Origin of the sequence: Nocardia jejuensis NBRC 103114 (assembly GCF_001613145.1) — a bacterium.
Taxonomy (GTDB): domain Bacteria; phylum Actinomycetota; class Actinomycetes; order Mycobacteriales; family Mycobacteriaceae; genus Nocardia; species Nocardia jejuensis.
In genome coordinates this window covers 24,332-51,319 of sequence record NZ_BDBU01000014.1, presented here as the reverse complement: position 1 = coordinate 51,319, position 26,988 = coordinate 24,332, and the positions used below count along the sequence as shown (strand labels likewise).

At 68.4% G+C, this 26,988-nt stretch carries 24 protein-coding genes; 16 read left to right on the top strand and 8 right to left on the bottom strand.

Annotated features, from left to right (window positions below; genetic code table 11):
• Nucleotides 1-4 precede the first annotated feature (4 nt).
• Together metK and NJ1_RS40430 are read left to right on the top strand one after the other, a co-directional pair.
• Nucleotides 5-1,219, top strand: a complete 1,215-nt coding sequence (metK, locus tag NJ1_RS11665; RefSeq protein WP_084478022.1) for a methionine adenosyltransferase — start codon at nt 5-7, stop codon at nt 1,217-1,219.
• Between the two features lie 120 nt (nt 1,220-1,339).
• A complete protein-coding gene (locus tag NJ1_RS40430) occupies nt 1,340-4,348 on the top strand; it encodes a primosomal protein N' family DNA-binding protein (RefSeq protein ID WP_245717339.1) in 3,009 nt (1,002 codons plus the stop codon).
• A gap of 306 nt (nt 4,349-4,654) precedes the next feature.
• On the opposite strand, the gene NJ1_RS11655 is transcribed toward NJ1_RS40430, so the two are convergent.
• A complete protein-coding gene (locus tag NJ1_RS11655) occupies nt 4,655-5,500 on the bottom strand; it encodes an NAD(P)H-binding protein (protein WP_067691972.1) in 846 nt (281 codons plus the stop codon).
• An 86-nt stretch (nt 5,501-5,586) separates the two neighbouring features.
• Here NJ1_RS11655 and NJ1_RS11650 point away from each other — a divergent pair, with 86 nt between their 5' ends.
• The gene (locus tag NJ1_RS11650) at nt 5,587-6,171 is read left to right on the top strand and encodes a TetR/AcrR family transcriptional regulator (protein WP_084478019.1); all 585 of its coding nucleotides are present in this window, start codon (nt 5,587-5,589) and stop codon (nt 6,169-6,171) included.
• 133 nt (nt 6,172-6,304) lie between these two features.
• Here the strand turns inward: NJ1_RS11650 and NJ1_RS11645 are convergent, their stop codons facing one another.
• Nucleotides 6,305-7,105 (bottom strand): ABC transporter ATP-binding protein, encoded by an 801-nt coding sequence (locus NJ1_RS11645; RefSeq protein WP_067691776.1) that lies wholly within the window; start codon nt 7,103-7,105, stop codon nt 6,305-6,307.
• An 86-nt stretch (nt 7,106-7,191) separates the two neighbouring features.
• Here NJ1_RS11645 and NJ1_RS11640 point away from each other — a divergent pair, with 86 nt between their 5' ends.
• From NJ1_RS11640 to fmt, 5 genes are all read left to right on the top strand, one after another.
• Nucleotides 7,192-7,887 (top strand): HAD family hydrolase, encoded by a 696-nt coding sequence (locus NJ1_RS11640; RefSeq protein ID WP_067691775.1) that lies wholly within the window; start codon nt 7,192-7,194, stop codon nt 7,885-7,887.
• Between the two features lie 133 nt (nt 7,888-8,020).
• Entirely contained in the window at nt 8,021-8,716 is a 696-nt protein-coding gene (locus tag NJ1_RS11635) for a PadR family transcriptional regulator (RefSeq protein ID WP_067691969.1), read from the top strand.
• A gap of 60 nt (nt 8,717-8,776) precedes the next feature.
• A complete protein-coding gene (locus NJ1_RS11630) occupies nt 8,777-9,853 on the top strand; it encodes an esterase/lipase family protein (RefSeq protein ID WP_245717337.1) in 1,077 nt (358 codons plus the stop codon).
• 64 nt (nt 9,854-9,917) lie between these two features.
• Nucleotides 9,918-10,487 carry a peptide deformylase gene (gene def / locus NJ1_RS11625; RefSeq protein ID WP_067691771.1) on the top strand — a complete coding sequence of 190 codons (570 nt, stop codon included), beginning with the start codon at nt 9,918-9,920 and terminating at the stop codon, nt 10,485-10,487.
• A complete protein-coding gene (gene fmt, locus NJ1_RS11620; protein WP_067691768.1) occupies nt 10,487-11,410 on the top strand; it encodes a methionyl-tRNA formyltransferase in 924 nt (307 codons plus the stop codon). The genes def and fmt overlap by 1 nt, the downstream gene beginning before the upstream one ends.
• Before the next feature lie 104 nt (nt 11,411-11,514).
• On the opposite strand, the gene NJ1_RS38940 is transcribed toward fmt, so the two are convergent.
• A complete protein-coding gene (locus tag NJ1_RS38940) occupies nt 11,515-11,676 on the bottom strand; it encodes a hypothetical protein (protein WP_157573907.1) in 162 nt (53 codons plus the stop codon).
• A gap of 741 nt (nt 11,677-12,417) precedes the next feature.
• Here NJ1_RS38940 and NJ1_RS11615 point away from each other — a divergent pair.
• Nucleotides 12,418-13,776 (top strand): RsmB/NOP family class I SAM-dependent RNA methyltransferase, encoded by a 1,359-nt coding sequence (locus tag NJ1_RS11615; RefSeq protein WP_157573906.1) that lies wholly within the window; start codon nt 12,418-12,420, stop codon nt 13,774-13,776.
• Nucleotides 13,777-14,079: 303 nt separating this feature from the next.
• Here the strand turns inward: NJ1_RS11615 and NJ1_RS11610 are convergent, their stop codons facing one another.
• Both NJ1_RS11610 and NJ1_RS11605 read right to left on the bottom strand, forming a co-directional pair.
• Nucleotides 14,080-14,982, bottom strand: coding sequence for an RNA polymerase sigma factor SigF (locus tag NJ1_RS11610; RefSeq protein WP_281202112.1), 903 nt, complete (start codon nt 14,980-14,982; stop codon nt 14,080-14,082).
• A 17-nt stretch (nt 14,983-14,999) separates the two neighbouring features.
• Entirely contained in the window at nt 15,000-15,422 is a 423-nt protein-coding gene (locus tag NJ1_RS11605; protein WP_067691957.1) for an ATP-binding protein, read from the bottom strand.
• Between the two features lie 124 nt (nt 15,423-15,546).
• On the opposite strand from NJ1_RS11605, the gene rpe reads away from it, so the two are divergent.
• Complete coding sequence (gene rpe / locus NJ1_RS11600) at nt 15,547-16,206, top strand: ribulose-phosphate 3-epimerase (RefSeq protein ID WP_067691765.1); 660 nt, start codon at nt 15,547-15,549, stop codon at nt 16,204-16,206.
• A 20-nt stretch (nt 16,207-16,226) separates the two neighbouring features.
• Here rpe and NJ1_RS11595 read toward each other — a convergent pair whose 3' ends face one another.
• Nucleotides 16,227-16,673 (bottom strand): hypothetical protein, encoded by a 447-nt coding sequence (locus NJ1_RS11595; protein WP_067691757.1) that lies wholly within the window; start codon nt 16,671-16,673, stop codon nt 16,227-16,229.
• Nucleotides 16,674-17,222: 549 nt separating this feature from the next.
• Here NJ1_RS11595 and NJ1_RS11590 point away from each other — a divergent pair.
• The 4 genes from NJ1_RS11590 to NJ1_RS40960 all read left to right on the top strand — a co-directional run bounded on the left by NJ1_RS11590 (nt 17,223) and on the right by NJ1_RS40960 (nt 20,340).
• Nucleotides 17,223-17,849: a riboflavin synthase gene (locus NJ1_RS11590; protein WP_067691754.1), complete on the top strand. Its 627-nt coding sequence runs from the start codon at nt 17,223-17,225 to the stop codon at nt 17,847-17,849.
• 100 nt (nt 17,850-17,949) lie between these two features.
• Nucleotides 17,950-19,203, top strand: coding sequence for a bifunctional 3,4-dihydroxy-2-butanone-4-phosphate synthase/GTP cyclohydrolase II (locus tag NJ1_RS11585; RefSeq protein ID WP_067691751.1), 1,254 nt, complete (start codon nt 17,950-17,952; stop codon nt 19,201-19,203).
• Between the two features lie 22 nt (nt 19,204-19,225).
• On the top strand, nt 19,226-19,705 hold the full coding sequence (gene ribH / locus NJ1_RS11580) for a 6,7-dimethyl-8-ribityllumazine synthase (protein WP_067691749.1): 480 nt from the start codon (nt 19,226-19,228) through the stop codon (nt 19,703-19,705).
• A gap of 2 nt (nt 19,706-19,707) precedes the next feature.
• Complete coding sequence (locus NJ1_RS40960; protein ID WP_339380960.1) at nt 19,708-20,340, top strand: PH domain-containing protein; 633 nt, start codon at nt 19,708-19,710, stop codon at nt 20,338-20,340.
• A 165-nt stretch (nt 20,341-20,505) separates the two neighbouring features.
• On the opposite strand, the gene NJ1_RS11570 is transcribed toward NJ1_RS40960, so the two are convergent.
• Nucleotides 20,506-22,470, bottom strand: a complete 1,965-nt coding sequence (locus tag NJ1_RS11570; RefSeq protein ID WP_067691741.1) for a gamma-glutamyltransferase family protein — start codon at nt 22,468-22,470, stop codon at nt 20,506-20,508.
• A 263-nt stretch (nt 22,471-22,733) separates the two neighbouring features.
• Between NJ1_RS11570 and NJ1_RS11565 the strand changes: the two genes are divergently transcribed.
• Both NJ1_RS11565 and NJ1_RS11560 read left to right on the top strand, forming a co-directional pair.
• The gene (locus NJ1_RS11565; protein ID WP_067691734.1) at nt 22,734-24,203 is read left to right on the top strand and encodes an amino acid permease; all 1,470 of its coding nucleotides are present in this window, start codon (nt 22,734-22,736) and stop codon (nt 24,201-24,203) included.
• Between the two features lie 486 nt (nt 24,204-24,689).
• A complete protein-coding gene (locus NJ1_RS11560) occupies nt 24,690-25,187 on the top strand; it encodes a hypothetical protein (protein ID WP_067691731.1) in 498 nt (165 codons plus the stop codon).
• Nucleotides 25,188-25,263: 76 nt separating this feature from the next.
• On the opposite strand, the gene NJ1_RS11555 is transcribed toward NJ1_RS11560, so the two are convergent.
• Nucleotides 25,264-26,928 carry an FAD-binding dehydrogenase gene (locus NJ1_RS11555; protein ID WP_067691951.1) on the bottom strand — a complete coding sequence of 555 codons (1,665 nt, stop codon included), beginning with the start codon at nt 26,926-26,928 and terminating at the stop codon, nt 25,264-25,266.
• Between the last annotated feature and the right edge of the window lie 60 nt (nt 26,929-26,988).

The following is a 26,988-nucleotide window of genomic DNA, read 5'->3' as shown; positions in this document are numbered from 1 at the left end:
AACTGTGCGCACGTCTGGCAGCCGCCTATTCACGAGTGAGTCCGTGACCGAAGGTCACCCGGACAAGATCTGTGATGCCATCAGCGATTCCATCCTGGACGCGTTGCTCGCCGCGGATCCCCGCAGCCGCGTCGCGGTGGAGACGATGGTGACCACGGGTCAGGTGCACGTGGCCGGTGAGGTCACCACCTCGGCGTACGCCGACATCCCGACCATCGTTCGCGAGAAGGTCCTGGAGATCGGATACGACTCCTCGGCAAAGGGTTTCGACGGCGCGTCCTGTGGCGTGAACGTCGCGATCGGCGCGCAGTCGCCGGATATCGCTCAGGGCGTGGACACCTCGCACGAGGCCCGGGTCGGCGGCGAGGACGACGCCATCGCCAAGCAGGGCGCGGGCGATCAGGGCCTGATGTTCGGCTACGCCACCATCGAGACCCCCGAGCTGATGCCGCTGCCGATCTCGCTGGCGCACAAGCTCTCTCGTCGCCTGACCGAGGTCCGCAAGTCCGGCGTGCTGCCGTACCTGCGCCCGGACGGCAAGACCCAGGTCACCATCGAGTACGACGGCCAGATCCCCAAGCGCCTCGACACCGTGGTCATCTCCACCCAGCACGCTGCCGATATCGACCTCGACAACCTGCTGACCCCGGACATCCGCGAGAAGGTCGTCGACTCGGTGCTCGCCGAGCTGCAGCTGCCCAACCCGCTGGACACCTCCGATGTGCGCCTGCTGGTCAACCCGACCGGCAAGTTCGTGCTCGGTGGCCCGATGGGTGACGCCGGCCTGACCGGTCGCAAGATCATCGTCGACACCTACGGCGGCATGGCCCGTCACGGTGGCGGCGCGTTCTCCGGCAAGGATCCGTCGAAGGTCGACCGCTCGGCCGCCTACGCCATGCGCTGGGTCGCCAAGAACGTCGTCGCGGCCGGTCTGTCCGAGCGCGTCGAGGTGCAGGTCGCGTACGCGATCGGCAAGGCCGCTCCGGTCGGGCTGTTCGTCGAGACCTTCGGCACCGAGAAGATCGACCCGACCAAGATCTCCGCGGCCATCGCCGAGGTCTTCGACCTGCGTCCCGGCGCGATCATTCGCGATCTGGACCTGCTCCGCCCGATCTACGCGCCCACCGCCGCGTACGGCCACTTCGGCCGTACCGACGTGGACCTGCCCTGGGAGCGCACCGACCGCGCCGAGAAGCTGCGCGCAGCCGCCGGTCTGTAATTGGCCGACACCCGTTCCTCGACGGCGGGAGCGCCGGGCTCATCGAGCCCCGCTCCCGCCGTTGCGGTTTCCGCACAGTCGGACGAGGGGCGTTCCGCCGCAGCCCGTTCCGGCGCGGCGGTGCCCTCCCCGCCGCCGTGTGAGGGTGAACGCCCGATCGCACGCGTCCTGCCGCTGCTCGAACCGGCCCACCTGGACCGCGATTTCGACTATCTCGTCCCCGACGACATGTCCGAGGCGGCCCAACCGGGTGTCCGAGTGCGAGTCCGCTTCTCCGGTCGCCTCGTCGACGGCTACATCCTCGAGCGCCTCGAAAAGTCCTCCCACACCGGCAAACTGGTCCGGCTGGACCGAGTCGTGTCCGCGGAACAGGTTCTCACCCCCGAAATCCTCCGGCTCGTCACCGCCGTGGCCCACCGCTACGCCGGCACCCGAGCCGACGTGCTGCGCCTGGCCATCCCGCCCCGCCACGCCCGCACCGAAGCCGAAGGCACCGAGCCCAAGCCCCCGCGCGCGAAGAAACGCAAAGCCAAATCCGCGCCGCTCGCGGTCGATCCCGGTGTCCCCCTGGAAGATCCGCGAACCGCCGACCCGGTGGACCTGGACGTCCCGGGCGATGCCGAACTCGTCCGGCACCCTCGATCCGTCGACGGTGCGCCGGCGAGCCCGCCCCGGATCGACCCGAGCGCCGCCCCTGCCGGCACCCCGGCGCGCCCCGACGAGGTATCCGAATCCGCCACGCCCGTCTCAGTATCCGGGATCGACGACGCGCCGGGCGCGACCGAGCCGGGAACAGTTCCCGCATCCGAAGAGATTTCGACGTCGCAGTCCCAGACAGCCGACTCGCGCTCCGGCGCACACGACCGGAACATCGCGAATTCCGCCGCCAACGAGGAAACCCGCGCCCACCCCGAATCCGGCGAACCGGGTTCCGGCGCAGCCGATTCCGACGCCACAGCGCGAGTTGTCGTGTCGGGCGCGTCCGAGTCGCATGCTCGTGCGACTGCCGGCCGTGGCGAGCGCGTCCCCGAGGTGCCCGGTGCGAGCGACGGTGGCGAACGTCATGACGTCGGCGACGAGCCAGACCGTAGCGAGGACGTGGGGGACGGCGGTGTCGACGGAGCTGCCGGGCCTGCCGCGCTCGGTGCCGAATCGAATGCCGACAAGGCGCGAACCTGGGAAGGGACAGCCGGGAGTCCGAATGTCCCCGTCGGTTCGGAGGATGACGAGACAACCGACACGGCAGTCGTTTCCGACGGAACGCCGGTGTTAGCGGACTCCGGTGTCGAGGAAGCCGTCGCGGCCGCCGCACCTGATGACGGAACGGCTGGCGGCACGGCGGAGCACGTGGCGATGGGGGAGATCGTGGGCGTGCCCACGGTGGGGGAGTGCTACCCCGGGTGGGGGCGGTACGCGCACGGGGTGTCGTTCCTGACGGCGGCGGCGGCCGGTCGGGCGCCTCGGGCGGCATGGCAGGCGTTACCGGGGGAGGACTGGGCGCGGCGGCTGGCGGAGTTGGCGGCCGTGGTGGCCGGGAGTGGGCGCGGGGTCATCGTGATGGTGCCGGACCAGCGGGATCTGGACCGGGTGCTGACGGAATGTGTTGCGCTGATGGGGGAATCGGCGGTGGGGCTGGCGGCTGGACTGGGACCCTCGGCGCGGTACCGGCGCTGGCTGGCGGCGCTGCGGGGGACCGCGAAGGTGGTGGTGGGGACTCGCAGCGCGGTGTTCGCGCCGGTGCGGGATCTCGGGCTCATCGCCATCTGGGATGACGGGGACGATACCTACGCCGAGCCTCGGTCGCCGTACCCGCATGCGCGGGAAGTGGCGATGCTGCGAGCGCACGAGACCGGGGCCGGATTCGTCGCGGGTGGATTCGCACGGACCGCGGAGATCCAGGCGGTCGTCGAATCCGGGTGGGCCCATGACCTTCTGGCCGAGCGATCCGTGCTCCGCGACGCCATGCCCCGGATCACCGCGCCGGGCGACACCGATCTCGCGATGGAACGAGATCCGATCGCCCGTGCGGTGCGCATTCCCGGTCTGGCGTTCCTGGCCGCGCGGCGCGCGCTGGCCGCGGGCGACTCGGTCCTGGTGCAGGTGCCCCGGCGCGGCTACATCCCGGCCCTCTCGTGTGCGAAATGCCGCACACCCGCCCGCTGTCGCCACTGCAACGGCCCATTGGCGCTGCCGGACGACAACTCCGGTACGGGAAAGCGCAACCGTGGCCCGGCTCGGCCGTCGGACGCCGCGGCGACGGAGTGGCGGCCCGATGGCTCCGCGGGTCAGGGAACTCGCCCGGTGGCTGGTGCGGGTGGGTATCCCAGCGCGGCGATTCGGGGCGCACAGGGTGCAGAGGCGCACAGTCCGGCCTGTAGGTGGTGCGGGATCGTGGAGGCCGCGTTCCGGTGCGGCGCATGCGGTTCCCGGGCGCTGCGGGCGGTCGTGATCGGTGCGGCGCGCACGGCCGAGGAGCTCGGTCGCGCCTTTCCCGGTGTGCCCGTGCGGGGTTCGGGCGGCGCGTCGATCCTCGACACGGTGCCCGAGGGGCCCCAGGTGGTGGTGGCGACCATCGGCGCCGAGCCCCGGGTGCCCGGCGGTTACGCGGTCGGAATGCTGCTGGACGGATGGGCCATGCTGGGCCGCGCCGATCTGCGCGCCGCCGAAGACGCCATGCGGCGCTGGATGTCCGCCGCCGCGCTGGTGCGTCCCACCGGGCAGGTGATCGTGATGGCCGAGCCCGCGCTGGCGGTCGTGCAGGCCCTGCTGCGCTGGGATCCGGTGGGCCACGCTCGCACCGAGCTCGACGAACGCTCCGAGGTTCGCTTCCCGCCGTCCGTGCGCCTGGCCGCGATCGACGGCACCACCGAGTCGATCGCCGAATTGCTCTCCGAGGCACAGCTTCCCGAGATCGTCGAGGTGCTCGGCCCGGTGCCGCTTCCACCCGGGGCCCGCAAACCCTTCAGCGGCGGCGATTCTCCCGCCGAAGTCGAACGCATGATCCTGCGCGTCGACCGGGCGCACGGCGCCGGGCTCTCCCGTGCCCTCGCGGCGGCCCAGGCGGTCCGCAGCACCCACAAATCCGATGCCCCCCTTCGTGTACAGATCGACCCCATCGACATCGGCTGACCGGACGGCGGCGTGGGCCTCGTGCTGATCGCCGCACGAGGCGCGCCGCGCCGAAATGCCCTGTCCGCATTGCGGTTCCGAGGTCGGGATCGATCACGACACGATGGCCGCCGCGCCGCCCTTCCCCGTTCGGACCCTTTCGGCCTCCGATCGGAACCGGCAGCATCCAGTCGCCGTGTGGCTCGTATCGAGATCTCGTGGGGGCACGCGGGACTCACCTACGGCGAGCCTGCCGACAGCGGCCCGCCCGCGAATACTTCGGCCCGGGATCGGACCCGAGACATTCGCGGGCGGTGGTGTCCTCGCTCAGCGGTACGCGGGGATATTGCGCTGAGCCCAGTCGGCGTAGCTGGTCGCGGGGCGGCCGAGTACACGCTGCACGTCACCGCTGACCTGTTGTTCGGCGGCGGTCGGTGTGCCGAGAATCTCCAGGGTGTGGTCGGCGACCGATTCCGGCATGAACCGCAGCATGTTCACCCGTGCCTGATCGCGGGTCAGCTCCACGAAGTTCAGCGGTTCACCGAGCGCGGCGGCGAGCGCCTCGGCCTGTGCGCGGGGAGTCACGGCTTCCGGGCCGGTCACCGTGTAGGCCTGGCCGTTGTGCCCGTCCTGGGTCAACGCCGCGGCGGCCACCGCCGCGATATCGGCGGGATCGACCACCGGCAACCCGACGTCGCCGAACGGCGCGAAGACGGTGCGCTGGGTGCGCACCGGTTCGATCCAGGCGTAGGTATTGGCGGCGAAAGCCCCCGGCCGCACCGAGGTCCACTCCAGATCCGATGCGGCGAGCGCCCTGTCGAACGCGATGGTGCGGGCGTACCCGCCACTGTCCGGCCGTGTCACCGCACCCTGTGAGGAGACGAACACCACGCGTCGAACACCCGCTGCCGCGACGGCGTGCAGTACTCGCTCGGGCTCCGGCCCGGACACCAGTTGGGGTCCGGTGATCAGCAGGAACAGCGCCTCGGCCCCCGCGACCGCCGCGCTCAGCTGCTCCAGGTCGCCGATGTCCGCCCGGCGGTGCTCGACACCCGGCGGCAAATCCACCGGCTTCTCCCCACGCGATATCGCGACCACCTTCTCTCCGGCTTCCGCGAGGGTCCGCACCAGAACACTGCCGACATTGCCCGTCGCACCGGTTACCGCGATCATCCGTCTCACTCCTGAGTTAGTTGACTGACTAAATTGCCGAGTCGAACGATAGGGCACTTCACCGGGCGTTGTCTATAGTTAGTTGTGTGACTAACTCAGAACCTCGTGCGCGTATCGCCGGGGCGGGCAAGCGTGAGCGTCTGGCCGAGGCGGCCGCGACGGTGTTTCACCAGCAGGGCGTGGAGAAGACGACTATCGCCGATATCGCGCGCGCGGCCGAGGTGCCGCTGGGAAACGTCTACTACTACTTCAAGACCAAGGACCAGCTGGTCCAGGCCGCGATCGGCGCGCACGCGCGTACGGCCGGGGAGATCATCGCGGCGCTCGAGCAACTCGACGAACCGGGGGAGCGGCTCCGGGCGCTGGTGCGCGGATGGGTCGCACAGCGCGAGCTCGCGGTGCGATTCGGTTGTCCCTCGGGCACTCTCGCGACCGAGTTGGACAAACGCGCCGACGGCCTGGATCGGGAGCTGGCGGAGGTCATGCGCGGCCTGCTGGGCTGGATCGAGGCGCAGTTCGCCGCGCTGGGTCGCGCGGACGCGCGCGAGCTGGCCGTCGCACTGCTGGCCTCGTATCAGGGGATTTCGCTGCTCGCCAACACCTTTCGCGATCCGGAGATGATGGCGAACGAAGGTGCGCGCCTGGAACGCTGGATCGATTCCCTGCGCTGAGCGCTCCGTGATCGCGCGTGCTCGCACGCGACGTCGGGTGCCCGGTGGTGGTGACCCGCCGCTCGCCCGGAGGCGGGCGGACGGGCCGAGTCGACGAGCGCCGATCGTGGTGTGCGGCAGCTGTTCTCGCGCCTCAGCTGCTCACCGTGTGCGCGGCGCGCGCACTCCAGCGCCGATCCTCGCGCACGATGCGCACCGGATGCGCGAAGCACGCGCTGATGTGCTCGGTGGTGATCACCTCGTCGACCGGTCCGGCGGCGATCGCATGTCCGTCGCGCAGCAGCATGGCGTGCGTCGTGCCCGGCGGCAGTTCCTCCAGGTGGTGGGTCACCAGCACGGACGCCAGCTCCGGATGCGCGTGCTGCAGCACGTCCATGCGCTCCAGAAGTTGTTCCCGCCCTGCGAGATCCAGTCCGGTGGCGGGTTCGTCCAGCAGCAGCAGCCGTGGGCTGGGCATGAGGGCCCGGGCGATGAGCGCCCGTCCGCGCTGACCCTGCGACAGGATCGGCCAGGCCGCGTCCCGGCGGTGCTCGAGCCCCAGCATGTCGATCAGTCGGTCGGCCTCGGCGGACTGCGCGGGGGTCGGTTCCCAGCGGGGAACGAGCGCGGCGGTATTGGTGATCCCGGTGAGCACGACCTCGTGCACCGTCAGCGGTCCGCTCGGGGTGTGCCGGGGATCGACGTGCCCGATGGCGGTGCGCAGCGCGCGCATGTCGACCCGTCCGAGCTGATGCCCGAGCACCCGCACCGCACCCCGGGTCGGATGTTCGAACGCGCCCAGCATACGCAGCAGGGTGGTCTTGCCCGCTCCGTTGGGTCCCAGCAGCGCCCAGTGCTCGCCCGCCCGCACGGTGAGGCGAACGCCCTGCAGGATGGTGTTTCCGTCCCGCACGACATCGACCGCATCGACCTGGAGAACCGGGGAATCCGTCATGCCCCCACGGTAGCAACTCATCAGACAAGTTGAGGAGTGAGATCCATCGCCGGGTCCGCGGAAGATCGGCTCGGTACTGTTGCGGTATGGCGATCGAGGCGGTTCTCTTCGACTATTCCGGCACGCTTTTCCGATTGGAGGAGCCGGCCCTGCGGGAGGTGGAACTGACCGCCGAGGACGGCAGGCCGTTCGACACCCACGAGGTCGCCGAGGTGATGCGCCGCATGACCGCACCGGTGGAGCAGTTCGTCACCTTCGACGAGGCCGGTCAATTCGCTTGGGACAACCGGGATCTCGATCCCGGCCAACATCGCACCGCCTATCTGCAGGTGCTGGAGAAGTCCGGCGTGCCGGTCACCTCCGCCCATCGCCTCTACGACCGACTGCTCGAGCCGCTGGCCTGGACCCCGTATCCCGACACCGGCGATGTATTGCGCGCCCTGCACGAGAGTGGTCGGCGGATCGCCGTGGTCAGCAATATCGCCTTCGATTTCCGTCCGGCCTTCACGACTCGGGGCTGGGACCGCTATGTCGATGTGTTCACCCTGTCCTTCGAGGTCGGCGCGATGAAGCCGGATCCGCGCATCTTCCGATCCGCGCTCGATCACCTCGGTATTGCCGGGGAGAACGCCCTGATGGTGGGCGACAGTGCCGAGGCCGACGGTGGCGCGACCGCGCTGGGCTGCGAGTTCGCGCTGGTCGAGGCGCTGCCGACGTCGGATCGCCCCGATGCTCTGCGCGCCGCGGTGGCCCGGCACGGTCTGATCCCAGCCCGCCCCTGAACCCGCAGGTCAATCCGTTTGTGACGCGCATCACTTTGCTGTAGATGCATTGCCGATATATCGTCGATACAAGCAAGAGGAACGACAACCTCTTGATCGACAACACAGCCTCAGGAGGCACACCATGGAACACATGGACAACACAGAGCGGGGTCGCGGACCCTGGCGGCGGCGACTCGTGGAAGAGCAGCAGGGCCCCGAACATCCGCGTTTCCGGCGCGGCGGCCCGCGTGGACACGACGGTCCGCGTGAGCACGGCCCGCATCGGCACGGCCACGGCCGTGGCTTCGGTCCCGAATTCGGTCCGGGCGGCTTCGGCCCCGGCGGCTTCGGCGGCCCGGGATTCGGTCGCGGTCGCGGCCGGGGTGGACGTGGCCGCCGTGGCGACGTCCGCGCGGCGATTCTGCTTCTGCTGCAGGACAAGCCGATGCACGGCTACGAACTGATCCAGCAGATCCGCGAGCGCAGCGAGGACGTCTGGCGTCCGAGTCCGGGGTCCATCTACCCCGCGCTGGCACAGCTCGAGGACGAGGGCCTGGTCATCATCGAGAAGGTGTCCGGTCGAAAGACCGCCAAACTCACCGAATCCGGCACCGCCTATGTCGAGGAAAATCGCTCCGACCTGGGTGATCCCTGGCAGGAGGTCAAGGACGGCGTGGGTGATCAGGCACTGGATCTGCGCGGTCTGATCGGCCAGCTCATGGGCGCCGCCGCACAGGTCGCCTCGGTCGGTTCGCCGGCTCAGGCAGCCAAGGCCGCGGAGGTCCTCACCGAGGCTCGCCGCGCCCTCTATCGGATCCTCGCCGAAGACGACACACCCGAAAAGTAATGGCGTCGAAACGCCCCGTCGCGCTGGAAAATTCGATGCTCGAGCGGCCATTATTGTGAAATGGCACAGAAGCGCCCCATGGATCACAGTGACATGGGACAGACGGGGAGCCGGAAGGGTCGATCGGCGCTGCGCCGCGTCGCGCCGGCGGGGGTATTGGCTTCGGCCGCAGTGGTGCTCGGGGCCGCATTGGTGATCGGGGTGGGGGCCGCCCCGATCGGCACGGGGATCGCCGCAGCCGATCCGATCGCTCGACCGGCTGCCGTTCCTCTCGACCCCGGACCGCCGCAGACCGACCATCTGGCGGCGGCCAGATATCTCAGACAGCACCCGGACGCCGCACCGGAGGGCACGAACGATTTCGGCTGCACGCCGAGCGCCGAGCATCCGCGTCCCATCGTGCTCGCGCACGGCACCGATTCCTCGGCCTACTCCGATTACTCGGGGATCGGGCCGAAGCTGGTCCAGGCCGGGTTCTGCGTGTTCGCCCTGAACTACGGCGGTAAAGCGGGCGGCAAGAGCTACGGCACCGAGGACGTGTGGGCAAGTTCCGCGCAGATCGGCGCGTTCGTCGATACGGTGCTCGCGGCCACCGGAGCGAGTCGGGTCGACATGGTCGGCTTTTCCCAGGGTGCGAGCGTCACCCGCTACTACATCAACAGACTCGGCGGCGCGGCGAAGGTCGGCCAGTGGGTCGGACTCGCCTCGCCGAGCTACGGCGGCATCATGTACGGGCTGGTTCCGGTCGCGCAGAAGGCGCCGTTCATCTTCACGCTCGCCGAGATGGCCTCCTCGGTCGCCGCGATCCAGCAGGCCGCGGGTTCGCCGTTCATCACCGAGCTCAATGCCGGGAGTGACACGGTGCCCGGTGTGCGCTTTACCACCATCGGCAGCAGGGTGGATGAGATGATCCAGCCGAATTCGAACATCGCGCTGCACGGCGAGGGCGCGAGGAATCTGGTGCTGCAGGACTACTGCTCGATCGATCTGACCGGGCATTTCCACATGGTCTACGACCCGTATGTGCAGCAGATGGTGGTCAATGTGCTCGATCCCGAGCACGCCGTGCAACCCCCGTGCGTGAAGGTCGAACTGGGCACCGGAATCGCCGAGGTGGTCGAGGCGGCGCATTCCTGATCAGGACGGTCCCGGGCATCCGTAAAATGAGGCGACCGTATTCGTTCGCTATCGGGAGCCGCCCGTGACCATCCAGCCTGTCCGCCTGTTCGGCGATCCGATCCTGCGCGCTCGCGCGGCGGAGGTCGAGACGTTCGATCGAGAGGTGCGCCAGCTGGTCACCGACCTCACCGACACCATGTACGAGAGCGGCGGGGTCGGAATCGCGGCGCCGCAGATCGGGGTCGGGCTGCGGGTCTTCGTGTACGACACCGGGGACGCGCAGGGGCACCTGATCAATCCGGTGTTCGAGGTGGAGGGCGAGCAGACCCAGACCGGCCCCGAGGGCTGTCTGTCGATCCCCGGGGTGCGGCACGACGTGACCCGGCCGCTGACCGTGCAGGTGAGCGGCGTGGACATGGACGGCAATCCGGTGCGATTCCGCGCCGAGGGGCTGCTGGCCCGCTGCGTACAACACGAGACCGACCACCTCGACGGAGTACTGTTCCTGCAGCGCCTCGAGCCCGACCTGCGCAAGGACGCGATGCGTACGCTTCGCGAATCCGCTTGGTTCACACGGGGAATCACGGTGCTCGCGGCATCCGAGATCGGCAATCGCCGCGCCCCCTCCGCCGCGCAGGAACGGAGTCGCTGATGCGTCTGGTATTCGCGGGAACACCCGAACCGGCGGTGCCGTCGCTGAAGCGGCTCATCGAATCCGGGCGGCACGAGGTGGTCGCGGTGGTGACCCGGCCCGACGCGGTGGCCGGACGCGGTCGCAAGATCACTCGCTCGCCGATCGGGCAGCTGGCCGACGAGCACGGGATTCCCGTGTTCACCCCGCGCCGCCCGTCCGAGCCCGAATTCGTCGAGCAGCTCACCGCACTGGCCCCTGACTGCTGTCCGGTCGTGGCCTACGGTGCGCTGCTGCCCGAATCGGTGCTCGCGATTCCGCGCCACGGCTGGATCAACCTGCATTTCTCCCTGCTGCCCGCCTGGCGTGGTGCGGCTCCCGTGCAGGCGGCCGTGCTCGCCGGTGACGAGTTCACCGGTGCGTCCACCTTCCTGATCGAGAAGGGCCTGGACACCGGCCCGGTCTTCGGCACCATCACCGAGAGGATCGCCATCACCGACACGTCGGGCAGTCTGTTGCAGCGGCTCGCCGAGAGTGGCGCGCACCTGCTGGAATCCACCCTCGACGGGGTGCAAGACGGTGTCGTGCACGCTGTTCCGCAGCCGCTGGACGGAATCTCCTACGCCCCCAAGGTGGAAACCGAGGCCGGTCGCCTGCGCTGGGACGAACCCGCGCTCGCGGTCTTCCGCCGCTCGCGCGCGGTCACCCCCGCGCCGGGCGCGTGGACCGAATTCGACGGCAAGCGCCTCAAACTCGGACCTGTCGAGATGGTCGAGGAGGTGCTGCCCGAGCGCACCATCGACGTGCGCAAGACCGGCGTCTTCATCGGCACCGCCACCACCGCGGTCCGGCTCGGTGAAGTCCAGCCCCCGGGCAAACGCATGATGCCCGCCCTGGACTGGGCCCGTGGCGCCCGCATCGAGGCCGGCGCGGTGGTCGAATGAGCCGCCCCGATCGCGACCGCGACGACGAACCCCGCCGCACCGGCACGCCGAACACCGGCGGCGGCCGTCCTGCCCGAAACTCCGACTCCCGCAGCACATCTGCCTCACGCTCCGGCTCCGGTGACCGCGCCCGCGGTGACTCCGCCCGGTCCGGCCGCCCCCATCAGGGCGACAACCGCCCCGATCGCGGATCCCGCCCCACCGGCGCGACCCGCGACGCCGAGGGCGGTCGCGACCGCGACCGCCCTGCCGCACAGGGCGATCAACGCCGCGCCGGCCGAGTCTCCGACGGTGAACGTCGCGCCCCGGCCAAGTTCGACTGGCGAGGCAGCAAGAACCGCCCGTCCGCCAAGAACGACGGCGGCAACCGGAACCCGTCCACCGGCGGCACGTCGGTGAGCCGTGCCGACCAGCCCGGCGGCGCCCGAGACAGCGGATCCCGGCCCCGATCGAGCACCGCACACGATCGCCCCCGAGGCGCGTCGGACGGCCCCGCCCGCGGCAGCGACTCTCGTGGCGCCGGAAGCTGGAATCGTCCGAGCGGCGATCGGGGCGATACCCGAGGCGCTCGCGACGGTGGCTCGGATCAACCCGCCCGCCGGGGAGATACGGTGCGCGGCAACGAGTCCCGTGGCGCCGCAGCCTCGACTCGTTCGAGTGGCGATCGGCACCGTGATGGCGGTGGGTCCGGTCCGTCGACCGGGGATCGTGCCGATGCTGTGCGCGCGGACGGGTCGCGTGGCGCATCTGACGGTGGCACCCGTGACCAGTCGAACGGCGGCCAGGCGGCAGGGACGCGGGGAGGCGACTCCGGTGGCGATCGAACCCGCACCCGGGATGCTCGCGACGGTGGCGTGGAGCAGCCGGGCGATCGGGCTCGGGGTGGGCGGGCCGAGAGCTCGTCGACCACGAGTGCCGGTGGCAAGGGTGGCCCGGCCAAGAAGGCGAAGGGGGACAGGGGCGCGGCGGGTGCTGGGCGCAAAGCCTCGGCCGGCGGTGCTCGGAAGGTGGAGCAGGTTCCCGATGGGGGCGATCCGGTGCGGGCCGTCGCGCGCGATGTGCTCCGGGCGGTGCGGGAGCGGGATGCGTACGCGAATCTGGTGCTGCCGGGGCTGCTGCGGGAGCGGCGGATCAGTGGCCGCGACGCGGCGCTCGCCACCGAGCTGACCTATGGGGCGGCTCGAGCGCAGGGGCTGCTGGACGCGGTGATCGAGTCGGGCGCGGGACGGCCGATCGCGGACATCGATGGCGGCCTGCTGGATTCGCTGCGGCTCGGGACGTATCAGATGCTGCGGACCCGGATCGGGGCGCACGCCGCCGTCGACACCTCCGTGGCGATGGTGCGGGCCGAGTTCGGTGTGGGGCGTGCGGGGTTCGTCAACGCCGTGCTGCGCCGCGTGGCCGAGCGCACGCCGCAGGAGTGGATCGAGACGCTCGCGCCGAAGGATCCGCTGGGGCGCTTGGCATTCGAGTACGCGCATCCGGTCTGGATCGCGCAGGCGTTCGCCGACGCGCTGGGCGCCCGGGCCGGTGAACTGGCCGACGTGCTGGCCGCCGACGACGCGCGCCCGGCGGTGCACCTGGTGGCCCGCCCGGGCGAAATCAGTTCCGAGGAACTGGCTTTGGTTACCGGTGGCGAGGAAGGCCGCTGGTCCCCGTACGCGGTGTACCTCGACGGTGGTGACCCGGCCAAACTGGAACCCGTCCGCGACGGCATGGCCGCCGTCCAGGACGAGGGCAGCCAACTCGTGGCGCTGGCCGTCACCCGCGCACCCCTGCAGGGCCCCGACGGCGGTCACTGGCTCGACCTGTGCGCCGGTCCCGGCGGCAAGACCGCGCTGCTCGGTTCGATCGCCGATATCGACGGCTTCCGCGTCGACGCCGTCGAACCCGCCGAGCACCGTGCGCAATTGGTCCGCCAGACCACCCGCGGCATGCCGGTCGAGGTGCATGTGGTCGACGGCCGCGACAGCGGTCTCACCCCCGGGTACGACCGGGTCCTGGTCGACGCCCCGTGCACCGGTCTCGGCGCTCTGCGCCGCCGTCCGGAGGCCCGCTGGCGCCGCCAGCCTTCCGACGTCCGGGAACTGGTCACTCTGCAGCGCGAATTGCTCTCCGCCGCATACGATCTGGTCCGCCCCGGCGGTGTGGTCGTCTACTCCACCTGTTCGCCCCACCTCCCGGAAACGGTGTCGGTGGTCGCGGACATGGTTCGCAGAACGGGTGCCGAACAGCTCGACACCCGCGAATTGCTGCCCGGCGTACCGGATCTCGGTGACGGGCCCGGCGCGCAGCTGTGGCCGCACCGCCACGGCACCGATGCCATGTTCCTGGCCGCCCTGCGCAAACCCCTTCAGTCGCAGTAACTCCGACCGCTGCCGTGCCCTCGGGGCACGGCAGCGGATCAGGGTTCGGCACGCCGAGGGCATCGCTTCCCCGGCCTTTTCCGGTGCGCCACGGTCGAGTCCGATGCGTCCCGCTCTTCTCGGGATCGGCGCTGCCTCCGGACGCGGCGGGCGTCCCGAATGCCGCAGGTTCCGCTGCTACGGCTTCACGATGTTGCCCGCATCCGTGCCAGGTGCAGGCGATGCGGGCTGCCGCGTCTACGCCCGCCGGATCCGCTTCCGGAGATGCGGTCGCGTATCCCGGAGCGACCAGGGCCGCTCAGCTCACTCCCTGGTCGTCTGCTCCCGCAGCCGGGCAAGGGTTTTGGCCAGAATGCGAGAAACGTGCATCTGCGAGATACCCATTTGCTGGGCGATCTGGGTCTGGGTCATGGACTCGAAGAAGCGCATGGTGAGGATGCGGCGTTCGCGCTCGGGGAGCCCGGCCAGCAGCGGGCGGATCGCCACGTACTCCTCGACCCGATCGAACTGGGATTCCTCCTCGCCGAGCGTGTCCAGGAGGGACGCCTCGGTGTCCCGCCCCACCGACACCGCGTCGATGGAACTGGGCTGGTAGGCGTTTCCGGCGATGACCGCCTGGGTGACCTCGTCGGGATCGATCTCGAGCGCCGCCGCGATCTCCTTGGCGGTGGGGGAGCGACCCAGCTGCTGTGAGAGCGCGTCGATGGCCGAGCCGATGCGCAGGTGGGTTTCCTTGACACGCCGGGGAACTCGCATGGCCCACGTGTTGTCGCGGAAGTACCGGCGGACCTCACCCATGATGGTCGGCACGGCGAAGGACAGGAAGTTGGACCCGCGGGTCACGTCGAACCGGTCCACCGCGTGCACCAGGCCGACCCGCGCCACCTGGGTGAGGTCGTCGAAGGGTTCACCGCGCCCACTGAACTTGCGGGCGATGTGGTCGGCGAGCGGGATGCAGCGATGGATCAGCTGATTGCGAATCGCGGCGCGGCGCGCCGAGTCGGGCTCGGCGGCGGAGAGTTGCTCGAAAAGCCCTGCCACGTCGTCGTATCCGGAGCTGCGCGAGACCTCCTCGACGACCTCCTCGGCCTCTTCGGGAGCGACCGCCTCCTCCGCGTCGGCTTCGCGCGTCTCCGCACTCGCGTCCTCGGGCACACCGCTCTCGACATCGGGTTCGGGCTTCGGCGAGTCGGATGGTTCGAACACGGTGTCTTCCTCCGGCACTACGCCTTCCCCCGGCCGCGCCGGAATTCCACCGATGTCGGGTATCCGGAGATTGCCGGGTCGAAGGCGCCCTGAGTCGCCGTCACCTCATCGGAGAGGGTGCGCAGCACGTGCCAGCCGAAGCTGCGCTGATCGGGTATGCCCTCGGCATGGGCGATACCGCTGACCTGAACCACCAGATCGGTGTCCCCGACGGTGAACCGGCACTGCAGTGTGGTGTCGGGAGCGGCCAGGGCGATGATCGTGGAGGCCGCCTCGTCGACGGCGAGCCGGATGTCGGCCACCTCGTCGAGAGTGAAATCGCTGAGTAGCACCAGGGTTTCGGCGAGGCCGCGAACGATGGGCAACTGGGAGACGGATGCGGCGACACCGATCTCGACCGGTGTGGCACGCAGCCCTTGTTCCGCCGAAATGTTGATCACCCTGTAGAGGCTACCCATTCCGTAGCGCCGCAATCAGCGCAATGGCAGCGATCGGCCGCATCGGGTCCGGGATAGACTGCCGCCCGTGTGCACCTCTTCCTCGTCGTTCCACCGTCCGGCGCCGATGATCGCCCCCTCCATCCTTTCCGCCGACTTCGCGCGTCTCGGTGAGGAAGTCGAAGCCATCGAGGGCGCCGATTGGGTGCACGTCGATGTGATGGACAACCACTTCGTCCCGAACCTCACCCTGGGTCTGCCGATCGTGCAGAGCCTGCTGAAGGTGACCGATATCCCACTCGACTGCCACCTCATGATCGAGGATCCCGAGCGCTGGGCGCCGGGTTACGCGGAGGCGGGCGCCTACAACGTCACCTTCCACGCCGAGGCGACCGACAACCCCCTCGCGGTGGCGCGTGATATTCGCGCCGCGGGTGCGAAGGCCGGGCTCTCGGTCAAGCCGAACACCCCGATCGAGCCGTACCTCGAGATCCTGCGCGAATTCGACACACTGCTGGTCATGTCGGTGGAGCCCGGGTTCGGCGGCCAGTCGTTCATCGAGCACGTGCTCGACAAGGCGCGCAAGGTCCGGCGTCTGGTGGATGCGGGCGAACTGCGTCTGGTCGTGGAGATCGACGGCGGCATCAATATGGACACCATCGAGCAGGCCGCCGAGGCCGGTGTCGACTGCTTCGTCGCGGGTTCGGCCGTGTACGGGACCGCCGACCCCGCCGCAACGGTGGAAACGTTGCGGCAGAAGGTCATTGCGGTCGAAGCCGCCCGATAGGGCTCAGCGGCCGGTACGGCTCAGCGGCCCAGCAGGGCGTCGATCACCGATTCCACCGGCGGCACCGTGCTGACGGTCTCCGGTGCCTGGATCCAGGTGCGATATCCCGTCCGCTCGTCGTCGGCGGACGGGAGCACCACCTGCGCGCCCGGGCAGGCGACGGTGGCGTACAGGCGGAACAGCGCCGCGGCCGTGGACTTGTTCAGCGTCTCGGGGCGGATCGGCCCGGTGATGAAGGTCCAGCGCCGCGCGCGCGGATGGTGCACGACCGGTCCGGCGAGTTCGGCCTGCCCGAGCCGCTGCTGCACGCGTTCGCCGAGTTCGGCGGGCATCGTGATGGCCCCGTACCGGCTGCCTATCTCCAAGAGGATGTGACGCGACGTCGGATCGATCGAGGCCGGCAGGTGAAATTCGCGGCGGTACCGCACACAGCGGACTTCGAGCGTCGTATCGAGAAACGTGGTCACGCTTCACTCCCAATTGTGTATGTCGTCCACCTGGTTCCGGCCCCGCGCGCAGACCAGCCTCGGCGAGGTTCGGCGTGCTGCGTGATCGCCCGAGCTCGAGGTGGTGGCGGGCGGCGGAAACGGTTCTGCGTTGAACTGCGTGCGGTGCGGTTGCAACTGTGCGTGCAGTGAAGTTGAACTGCGGGAATCAGCTGCATAACAATATTGCGTCCATTTTCGCTCCCGCGCAAGATTCTGGTGTAAGCGAGTCGCGATATGGGTAAGAACTCGCCGCTTCCCGGCACCCGGTAATTCGGTCAGACGCGAAATTCTCGCATTTCAATTGGCGGAGCCATCTAATTCACTGCCTATTTAGCCAATTAGTCTGCTTAGTCGGCTTTCTGATGTCCGGCGGTATCGAACGCTCCAGTGAACAAGGCCGCATGTCGCTTACGGCGCGGCGTCGTTAGGCTGAAGGGGACATCCTGTCATCGGGAATACCGCCGGTGGCCCGGGCTGTTGGCGCAATCGGCGGGCCCGGCACGCGGGCCGAGTACGGAGAGGCAGGGCATGTTCACAGGCATCGTGGAGGAGCTGGGCGAGATCGTCGCCACCGAGCAACTGGCCGATGCGGCCCGTCTCACCATTCGCGGCCCCCTGGTCACCTCCGATGCCGGACACGGCGACTCGATCGCGGTCAACGGCGTCTGCCTGACCGTGGTCGACCAGCAGGTGGCCGGCGACGTCTTCACCGTCGACGTCATGGCCGAGACCCTGAACCGTTCCAGCATCGGCGCTCTGGACGTCGGCTCCCGCGTCAACCTCGAGCGCGCGGCCGCGGTCAACAGCCGCCTCGGCGGCCACATCGTGCAGGGTCACGTCGACGGCACCGGCACCGTGCTCTCCCGCACCCCGTCCGAGAACTGGGAGGTGGTGCGAATCTCGTTGCCCGACAGCATCGCCCGTTACGTCGTGGAGAAGGGTTCGATCACCGTCGACGGCATCTCCCTGACGGTCTCGGGTCTGGGCCTGGGTGAGGAGGCCGCCGCGGACGGCAGCAAGGACTGGTTCGAGGTCTCGCTCATCCCCACCACCCGGAACCTCACCACGCTCGGCTCCGCCCCTGTCGGCACGACCGTGAACCTCGAGGTCGACATCATCGCCAAGTACGTCGAACGACTCGTGTCGCGGGGCTGACCCGCCGGGCCCAACCCGCCCGACGCAGCCGGTAACGGCGCAAATCCGGCGCTGGCTTACTGTAGGTGAGCACCTAAATTGGAGATGGAGCACAACAGACGTGACCAGGTTCGACAGCATCGAGCGCGCAGTCGCCGACATCGCCGCCGGTAAAGCCGTCGTAGTCGTCGACGACGAGGGCCGGGAGAACGAGGGCGACCTCATCTTCGCGGCGGAGAAGGCGACCCCCGAACTGGTGGCCTTCATGATCCGCTACACCTCCGGTTACATCTGTGTCCCGCTCACCGGTGACGACTGCGACCGTCTGGGCCTGCCGCCCATGTTCGCGGTCAACCAGGACAAGCACGGCACCGCCTACACCGTCTCGGTCGATGCGCGCGAGGGCATCAGCACCGGTATCTCGGCCGCCGACCGTGCCACCACCATGCGGGTGCTCGCCGATCGCCAAGCCAAGTCCGACGATCTGACCCGCCCGGGTCACGTGGTTCCGTTGCGGGCCAAGGACGGTGGCGTCCTACGCCGGCCCGGCCACACCGAAGCCGCCGTCGATCTGGCGCGGATGGCCGGGCTCAGCCCCGCGGGCGTCATCTGCGAGATCGTCAGCCAGAAGAACGAAGGCGATATGGCGCGCACCGAGGAGCTGCGCGTCTTCGCCGACGAACACGATCTGGCCTTCATCTCGATCGCCCAGATGATCACCTGGCGGCGTCGCAACGAGAAGCACGTGGAGCGCGTGGCCGAGGCCAAGCTGCCCACCGAGTACGGCGATTTCAAGGCCATCGGCTACAAGAGCGACTACGACGATTCCGAGCACGTGGCCCTGGTCATGGGTGACGTCGCGGGCGCGAACGGCGTGGACGTGCTGGTTCGAGTGCATTCGGAATGCCTCACCGGTGACGTGTTCGGGTCGCTGCGCTGCGACTGCGGCCCGCAGCTCAACGCCGCCATGCAGATGGTGTCCGACGAGGGCCGCGGCGTGGTGCTGTACATGCGCGGGCACGAGGGTCGCGGCATCGGCCTGATGCACAAACTGCAGGCCTACCAGGTGCAGGACGAGCTCGACCTGGACACCTACGACGCCAACATCAAGATCGGTCAGCCCGCGGACGCCCGTGACTACGGCACCGGCGCACAGATTCTGGCCGATCTCGGCATCACCTCCATGCGTCTGCTGACCAACAACCCGGACAAGCGCGCCGGACTCGAGGGCTACGGCCTGAGCATCACCGAGCGGGTCGCCATGCCGCTGCGCGCGAATTCCCACAATCTGCGGTACCTGCGCACCAAGCGTGATCGGATGGGCCACGACCTGGTCGGCCTGGACGATCTCGACCTGGGCGAAACCGCGAACTGACCTACGAGAAGGGCGGAAACCGATGAGCGGTACCGGCGTACCGACATTCGAGCTCGCCGATGCCAAGCACCTCAAGCTGGGCATCGTCGCATCGCGCTGGCACACCACGATCTGCGATGCGCTCGTCGCCAATGCCGTGCAGACCGCACAGGACGCCGGCGTCACGGACATCACGGTGGTGCGGGTCGCCGGTGCGATGGAGTTGCCGGTGGTGGCGCAGGCGCTGGCCCGCAGCCATGACGCGGTGGTCGCGCTCGGCGTCGTGATCCGCGGTGGCACACCGCATTTCGAGTACGTGTGTGATTCGGTCACCGCCGGTCTGACCCGGGTGTCGCTGGACGAGAGCACCCCCGTCACCAATGGCGTGCTCACCGTCGACACCGAGGAGCAGGCCCTGGACCGTGCGGGCCTGCCCGGCGCGGCCGAGAACAAGGGCGAGCAGGCCGCGGCCGCCGCGCTCGATGCGGCCCTGACCCTGCGCGAGCTCGCCCAGACCGTCTAGTCATGCCCGTCGTCCGGATCTGGAAGCGAGACGGCGGTTCTCCGGAACCGCCGCTCGACCCTGCCGCCGAATCGAAGGCCGGTGAACCCGAAGTGCCCGCCACGGAACACGAGTCAGCATCCGATGCCGAATCCACCGGTGCCCCATCGGTATCGGGTCCGGTCTCGGCCCGGGGCCGGGCGGCATCCCCCGAATGGGACCTGGAGGTGCGGCCCAAACGCGCGGTGATGACCGCGCGGATCGTGGCGTCGCTGCTGGCCGCGGTATTCGTCATCGGCGGTGTCTTCCTGCGCTCCGATTCGACCGGCGTGAACTTCCGGATCGCCGATCAGCTGGCCATGATCGGCATCGGACTGCTGCTCGCGGGCGGCGTGCTGATGCTCACCAGGCCGCGCGTGCGGGTCGGCGCCCGTGGCGTCGTGGTGCGCAATATTCTGGGCGACAACGAATTCCAGTGGAAGGACGTGCGAGGCATCTCCTTCCCGGACAAGAAGTCCTGGGCACGACTGGAATTGGCACACGATGAATACGTACCGATGATGGCGATCCGCTCCAACGACAAGCTCTACGCGGCCGCGGCCATGGATCGCTTCCGTGAGCTCGGCGCCGAATACACCCGGGACAACGCTGCCTGAGTAGGCGTTCGGCGAGCCTGCAGGCGGAGACCCGAGCGTCCCCGCGGCTGGAAGCTCGGATGCGCACCGGCCGGTTCACCGGTACCGATGTGGCCCACCACCGTCATGGGTGGTGGGCCACATCCGTGTTCGAGCCGGGACCTGGCGCGCTGCCTCGCCCCGGGGTCAGCGCTGGTTGTCTCCCATGACCGCGCCCTCACGCCGTGGATCCGCGCCGCCGGTCCAGCCCTTGTCCTCACGCACCAGGGCCGACAGCCCACTCGATTGCGGAGCCACCGAGACCTGATGGCCGAGTTCGCGCAGGCGCAGCACGAGCGGATCGTGATCGCCCTTGTCGGTGGCGTCGATGACGGGGTCCTCGCCGCCGACGTTGGTGATGGGGGAGTTGGCCGCGCCGAAGGCAACCAGGGATACCGCCTGCTGCGGGTTCAGTCCCCAATCGAGCAGGCCGACAAGGGTTTTGACGACGAACTGGATGATCACCGAGCCGCCGGGCGAGCCGGTGACGTAATCGAGTGAGCCCCGCGACCCGTCCGCGCCGCGGTCGAAGACCATGGTGGGCGCCATGGAGCTGCGGGGACGTTTGCCCGCGTCGATGCGATTGGCCACGGGCAGACCGTCTTTGCCGAGCGGTTCGGCGGAGAAGTCGGTGAGCTGATTGTTGAGCACGAACCCGTCGACCAGGTGGAAGGAGCCGAAGGCCGATTCCACCGTGGTGGTCATGGAGGCGGCATTGCCGTACTTGTCGACGATGGAGATGTGGCTGGTGCCGTGTTCGGGCGGCTGGGGGCCGGTGCCGAGCGGGACGGGGCCGAAGTCGCCGGGTTGCGCGGTGCCGATGCTGTGGTTCGGGTCGATCAGGCCCGCACGCTGCTTCAGGTAGTTCGAATCCAGCAGCGTCTGAGGTGAATTGCCCGGCATCGGAACGAAATCCGAGTCCGCGACGTACTTGTCACGGTCGGCGTACGCCAGCCGCTCGGCCTCGGAGATCAGGTGGACCGCCGCGGCGGTGGGTTTGCCACCGTCACGGGCGGTGTTCGAGTCGCCGGAGCTGTTGTCCGGCTTCATCGCCGAGAGATCGAAGTTCGACAGAATGCCCAGCGTCGCGGCCACCGTGATACCGCCCGAGGACGGATTGGGCATGCCGCAGATCTCGTGCGTGCGGTACGGCGAGCACAGCACGGTGCGTTTCTTGGCCTGGTAGGCGGACAGATCCGCGAGCGAGGTGAGCCCGGGGGTGCGCCCGCCGGAGGTGGTGGCGATGGCGTCCACGATATCGGCGGCGATGGCCCCGGTGTAGAAGGCGTCGGCGCCGTCCGAGGCGATGGCGCCGAGGGTCTTGGCCAGCGCCGGATTGGTCAGTGTGGTTCCGGCGGTCTTCGCACTGCCGTCCGCCTGCAGGAAGTACGCCTTGGCGCTCTCGTCACGCGCGAGATCGGTTGCGGATTCCGCGATCTGGCCCGCCATTCGGGGGCTGATCGCGAAACCCTGGTCGGCGAGCGCGATGGCGGGGTCGAACAGCTCGCGCCACGGCTGCTTGCCGTGCTCTTTGTGCGCGAGTTCCAGCAGACGCAGCACGCCCGGGGTGCCGATGGAACGGCCGCTGACGCGCGCATTGGGTTGCGGCACAGTGCGATCGGTGTCGCTGATCCAGCGCAGATAGTCTCCGGTGGCGGCCTTCGGGGCGGTCTCGCGCCCGTCGTAGGCCTCGACGCTGCGGCCGGCGGCGTCGTAGTAGAGCATGAACGCGCCGCCGCCGATGCCCGAGGCCTGCGGCTCCACCAATCCGAGTACGGTCTGCGCCACGATCAGCGCGTCCGCCGCGGTTGCCCCGTCCCGCAACGCTTTACACGCGGCTTCGGTGGCGAGCGGGTTGGCGGTGGAGACCGCGAAGGAGTCGGTGCGCACCGGTTTCATGCCGGTGCGGTACCCGGTGGCGATCTCGGGATTGAGGCCGAGATTGGTGGTGGTGGGCCCGGAACCGGTCTGCGCGGCGACCGGGGTGCCGTTCGCCGTCGTCTCGCAGGTGGCGTGGTCCTGGTCGGAATCGGATGAGCAGGCGGTGGCCACTCCGAGTAGGAGCAGCACGGCGGCCGCGCCGCCGCAGGTCCGCTGTCGCAAGCGCCTCATCGTCGGACTCTATCGCCGGGGCGGTACGGCGGCAGGGCTTTGCGCGGTCGAAATGAGAGGTTGTCGGAATCTCGGCGATCGGGGCGAAATGTACGAAGTTGAGCGTCGTAGTAGCAACCCCTGGGATGAATTGTCCCGGCTGCTGTTGGTACACCTTTTGCTTCACGGCGATGACCAGGTACGGAGCGCCGATGTGGTTCTCGGCAAATCGCGGGGTACTCTCGCTACGCCTCACTTCACGATTGCGGAGGGTTAACCGGCGAATGACCGAGATCCGGACAAAGGCCACCAACTTAAGTGCGGAAGACAGCGGCTATCACAAAGCGCTGAAACCGCGGCAATTGCAGATGATCGCCATCGGTGGCGCCATCGGAACCGGCCTGTTCCTGGGCGCGGGCGGACGGCTGGCCAACGCTGGTCCGTCCCTGTTCGTGGTGTATCTGATCTGCGGCATCTTCGTCTTCTTCATCCTGCGTGCGCTCGGCGAATTGGTGCTGCACCGCCCGTCTTCGGGCTCGTTCGTCTCCTACGCGCGCGAATTCTTCGGTGAGAAGGCCGCTTTCGTGGCCGGCTGGATGTACTTCCTGAACTGGTCCATGACCGGCATCGTCGACACCACCGCCGTGGCCACGTACCTGCACTACTGGGGGCCGTTCGAGCCTGTGGCGCAATGGATTCTGGCGCTGGGCGCACTGATCATCGTGCTGGGCATCAATTTGGTGTCGGTGAAATGGTTCGGTGAGATGGAGTTCTGGGCCGCCATGATCAAGGTGCTGGCCCTGGTGACCTTCCTCATCGTCGGCACCGTCTTCCTGGCCGGTCGCTTCGACGTGCAGGGCAAGCAGACCGGCCTCGGCATGATCGCCGATGCGGGCGGCTGGTTCCCCACCGGCGTGCTGCCACTGGTCACCGTCACCTCCGGCGTCATCTTCGCCTATGCCGCAGTGGAAATGGTCGGCATCGCGGCGGGTGAGACCGAGAACCCCGAGAAGATCATGCCGCGCGCCATCAACTCGGTGATCGTGCGGATCGCCCTGTTCTACTGCGGTTCGATCATCCTGCTGGCGCTGCTGCTGCCGTACACCGACTACAAGAGCGGCGAGAGCCCGTTCGTCACGTTCTTCGGCAAACTCGGTGTCGCGCATATGGGTTCGATCATGAACTTCGTGGTGCTGACCGCCGCGCTGTCGAGTCTGAACGCGGGCCTGTACTCGACCGGCCGAATCCTGCGTTCCATGGCGATGAACGGCAGCGCGCCCAAGTTCACCGCCCGGATGTCCGGCGCCGGTGTGCCTTACGGCGGCATCCTGCTCACCAGCGCGATCGCCCTGTTCGGTATCTGGCTCAACTACATCGTGCCGGACGAGGCGTTCGAGATCGTGCTGAACGTGGCGTCGCTGGGCATTCTCTCCTCCTGGGCGGTGATCGTGCTGTGCCAGTTGAAGCTGTGGTGGTGGTGGAAGCAGGGGCAGGCCGAACGCCCGGCGTTCCGTATGTTCGGCGCGCCCTACACCGGCATCGCGACCCTGGTGTTCCTGTTCGTCGTGCTGGTGCTGATGGCCTTCGATCGCCCGGTCGGCACCTGGACGGTGGCCAGCCTGGTGATCATCGTGCCCGCCTTGATGATCGGCTGGCGCGTCGCGGCGCCGCGGGTGCTGGCCATAGCGCAGCAGCGAGAGGGATACACCGGCGAGTTTCCGGTGATCCCGCCGATTCCGCGCGACGACAAGTAGTTCCGGATCGGGAGCGCCGAGCGCTCCCGGATCCGTTTTCGCCCCGTTCGGCCTCGGCCGGGCGGGGCGATTTCCGTCTGCGAGTCCCTCGGGAGCCGCCGGGGTGAGCAACGTCGAAAATGCGCTGCGGGACGATGATTCGCGGGCCTCACCATGTGTGCTGCCTACCAGTGCGGATTCGCGGGCTCGCACCGCGTCGAGACCGCACACGCCGGGCTCCGCTGCGGCACACCGGGTTTACCGTGCGTATGGACGTATTCGCGGTCGAGACGCTACTATTGTGCAATTCCCGGTCGGACGATTGTTCAGTAGGCTGGCGCTCCGCATGATGTGTCTGTGATCACTACCGGACACCTGCTCGAATAGCCTGTGGCCCTTGTCATAACTTCCTCCGAGTGTTTGGCCGCGCTCGTTCCCTGTGGTTAGCGTCAGCGCTGACACGTTCGCAGGGGGCGGGTCAGCGATCGATGCTCGATGAGGAGTGCTGTGAGTTCGCAGTCGGCTGTGGTCGACGAGATGGAAATCTCGTCGCCCGATGCGCGGAACGGTGTTCCTGCCATGATTTTCGAGGGGTTCGCCGACATTGTCCGGACTATCCGCCGTGATAGTTCCGAGATCGCGGTGCCGGTGAAAGTGCGGGAGTCGCAGTACGCGGCTTTCGCCGCAACGGGATTCGCCGTCATCCATGCGCTGCTGGCGTTGACGAGCGGATTCGCCGAGACGCTCGGCAGCGTCGGGCATTTCTTCGCCGCGTGGGTGACCGGCGGTGTGGCACTGCTTTTCGGACTGCGCTCGCGCTGGGTGTGGGTCGCGGCGCTGGGACTCACCAGCCTGCAGGCTTTCCTGGGCGCATTCACCCTGGTGTCCGCCGAAATGCCCACGGGGGTGGGGCCGTTCACCGTGCTGTTCGGAGTGATGACGTCGGGAATCGTGCTGGCGCTGCTGCTGCGCCGCGACTGCTACGACTGGTTCGTCGTCGACTGACCGGTATTTCTCGAATCTGGTTGCCGCCCTGGGATGGGCTGGGCGGCAACCGATTCGAGTCCTTCGGACCGCGTGATCACCCGAGGGTGCGGCCCAGTGCCAGCCCGGCGGCGCGGCCGGAGAAGATGCAGCCGCCCAGGAACGTGCCCTCGAGCGCGTTGTAGCCGTGCACGCCGCCGCCACCGAATCCGGCGACCTCACCGGCCGCGTACAACCCCGGGAACGCCGAACCGTCCGGCCGCATGACCTGTGAGTCGAGATTGGTCTGCAAGCCGCCCAGCGTCTTTCGGGTCAGCACGTTGAGGCGCACCGCGATCAGCGGGCCGTGCGCGGGATCGAGGATCTTGTGCGGAGTCGCGACCCGGCCCAGCTTGTCGCCGAGGTACCGGCGGGCATTGCCGATCGCCATGAGCTGCGCGTCCTTGCTGAACTTGTGCTCGACGTCCCGATCCCGTGCCACCACTTGACGTTCGATCTCCGCCACGTCCAGCTGCGGTCCGCGCGCGATCTTGTTCATGCCCGCGACCAGTTCCGTCAGGGTGTCCGCGACCACGAAATCCACGCCGTGCTTCTTGAACGCCTCGACCGGCCCCGGCGCTCCCTTGGCCACCCGGCTCTTGAGCGTGAGTTTGAGGTCCTTGCCGGTGATATCGGGATTCTGCTCCGAGCCCGAGAGCGCGAATTCCTTCTCGATGATCGACTGCGTGAGCACGAACCACGAGTAGTCGTATCCGGTCGAGAGAATCGCCTTCATGGTCGAGTTGGTGTCGAAGCCCGGAAAATTCGGTGCGCGCAAACGCTTTCCGTTCGCGTCGAACCACAGCGACGACGGCCCCGGAATGATCCGGATGGCGTGATCGGGCCAGATCGGATCCCAGTTGTGAATGCCTTCGGTGTAGTGCCACATGCGATCCCGGTTCACGATGCGCCCGCCTGCGGATTCGGTGATGCCCAGCATGCGTCCGTCCACGTGCGCGGGCACGCCCGAGATCATGTGTTCGGGGCAGGGGCCGAGTCGATCCACCGGCCAATTGCGGCGAATGAGGTCGTGATTGTGGCCGATGCCGCCGGAGGTCACGATGACCGCGCGGGCTCGAAGATCGAACTCGCTCACGATCTCTCGGGAGGAGGCCACACCGCGTTCGGCGTCCGAGGGCTCGAGCACGCTGCCGCGCACGCCGGTGACCGCGTCGTCCTGGACCACCAATTCGTCCACGCGGTGCCGGAAGGCGAAACCCACCTGCCCGCGCTTCTCGGCTTCGAGCACCGGCTCGAGGAATACCCGGACCACCTCGGGCCCCGTGCCCCAGGTGAGATGGAAGCGCGGGACGGAGTTGCCGTGCCCGTCGGCGGTGTCGCCGCCGCGTTCGGCCCAGCCGACCAGCGGCGTCACCCGCAATCCGAGGTCGTGCAGATACCGGCGCTTCTCGCCCGCGGCGAACTCGACATAGGCCTCGGCCCACTGGCGACCCCAGTGATCCTCGTCCTCGCGGTCGAAGCCGGCCGAGCCCAGCCAGTCCTGCTTGGCCAGCTCCAGTGAATCCTTGACGCCCAAGCGCCGCTGCTCGGGACTGTCCACGAAGAACAGTCCGCCCAGTGACCAGAAGGCCTGACCACCCAGGTTGGCGCGGTTCTCCTGATCCAGGATCAGGACGCGACGGCCCGCCTTGACCAGCTCGTGAGTGGCGACGAGACCGGCCAGACCGGCGCCGACGACGATGACATCCGGGTTCTCGATCATGCCCATTTCCTAGAGTCGTAGAAGTTCGATACACCAATGTATCGAACTTCGGCGGTGGCC

Bases quoted from the DNA above. Each gene is read 5' to 3' on its own strand.
- NJ1_RS11655 (WP_067691972.1), bottom strand. From the start codon at position 5,500: ATGATCGCGGTAACCGGTGCGACGGGCAATGTCGGCAGTGTTCTGGTG.
- NJ1_RS11590 (WP_067691754.1), top strand. From the start codon at position 17,223: ATGTTCACAGGCATCGTGGAGGAGCTGGGCGAGATCGTCGCCACCGAG.
- NJ1_RS11630 (WP_245717337.1), top strand. From the start codon at position 8,777: ATGGCACAGAAGCGCCCCATGGATCACAGTGACATGGGACAGACGGGG.
- NJ1_RS40960 (WP_339380960.1), top strand. From the start codon at position 19,708: ATGCCCGTCGTCCGGATCTGGAAGCGAGACGGCGGTTCTCCGGAACCG.
- NJ1_RS11565 (WP_067691734.1), top strand. From the start codon at position 22,734: ATGACCGAGATCCGGACAAAGGCCACCAACTTAAGTGCGGAAGACAGC.
- rpe (WP_067691765.1), top strand. From the start codon at position 15,547: ATGATCGCCCCCTCCATCCTTTCCGCCGACTTCGCGCGTCTCGGTGAG.
- NJ1_RS11555 (WP_067691951.1), bottom strand. From the start codon at position 26,928: ATGATCGAGAACCCGGATGTCATCGTCGTCGGCGCCGGTCTGGCCGGT.
- NJ1_RS11635 (WP_067691969.1), top strand. From the start codon at position 8,021: ATGGACAACACAGAGCGGGGTCGCGGACCCTGGCGGCGGCGACTCGTG.
- fmt (WP_067691768.1), top strand. From the start codon at position 10,487: ATGCGTCTGGTATTCGCGGGAACACCCGAACCGGCGGTGCCGTCGCTG.
- NJ1_RS11640 (WP_067691775.1), top strand. From the start codon at position 7,192: ATGGCGATCGAGGCGGTTCTCTTCGACTATTCCGGCACGCTTTTCCGA.
- ribH (WP_067691749.1), top strand. From the start codon at position 19,226: ATGAGCGGTACCGGCGTACCGACATTCGAGCTCGCCGATGCCAAGCAC.
- NJ1_RS11570 (WP_067691741.1), bottom strand. From the start codon at position 22,470: ATGAGGCGCTTGCGACAGCGGACCTGCGGCGGCGCGGCCGCCGTGCTG.
- NJ1_RS11645 (WP_067691776.1), bottom strand. From the start codon at position 7,105: ATGACGGATTCCCCGGTTCTCCAGGTCGATGCGGTCGATGTCGTGCGG.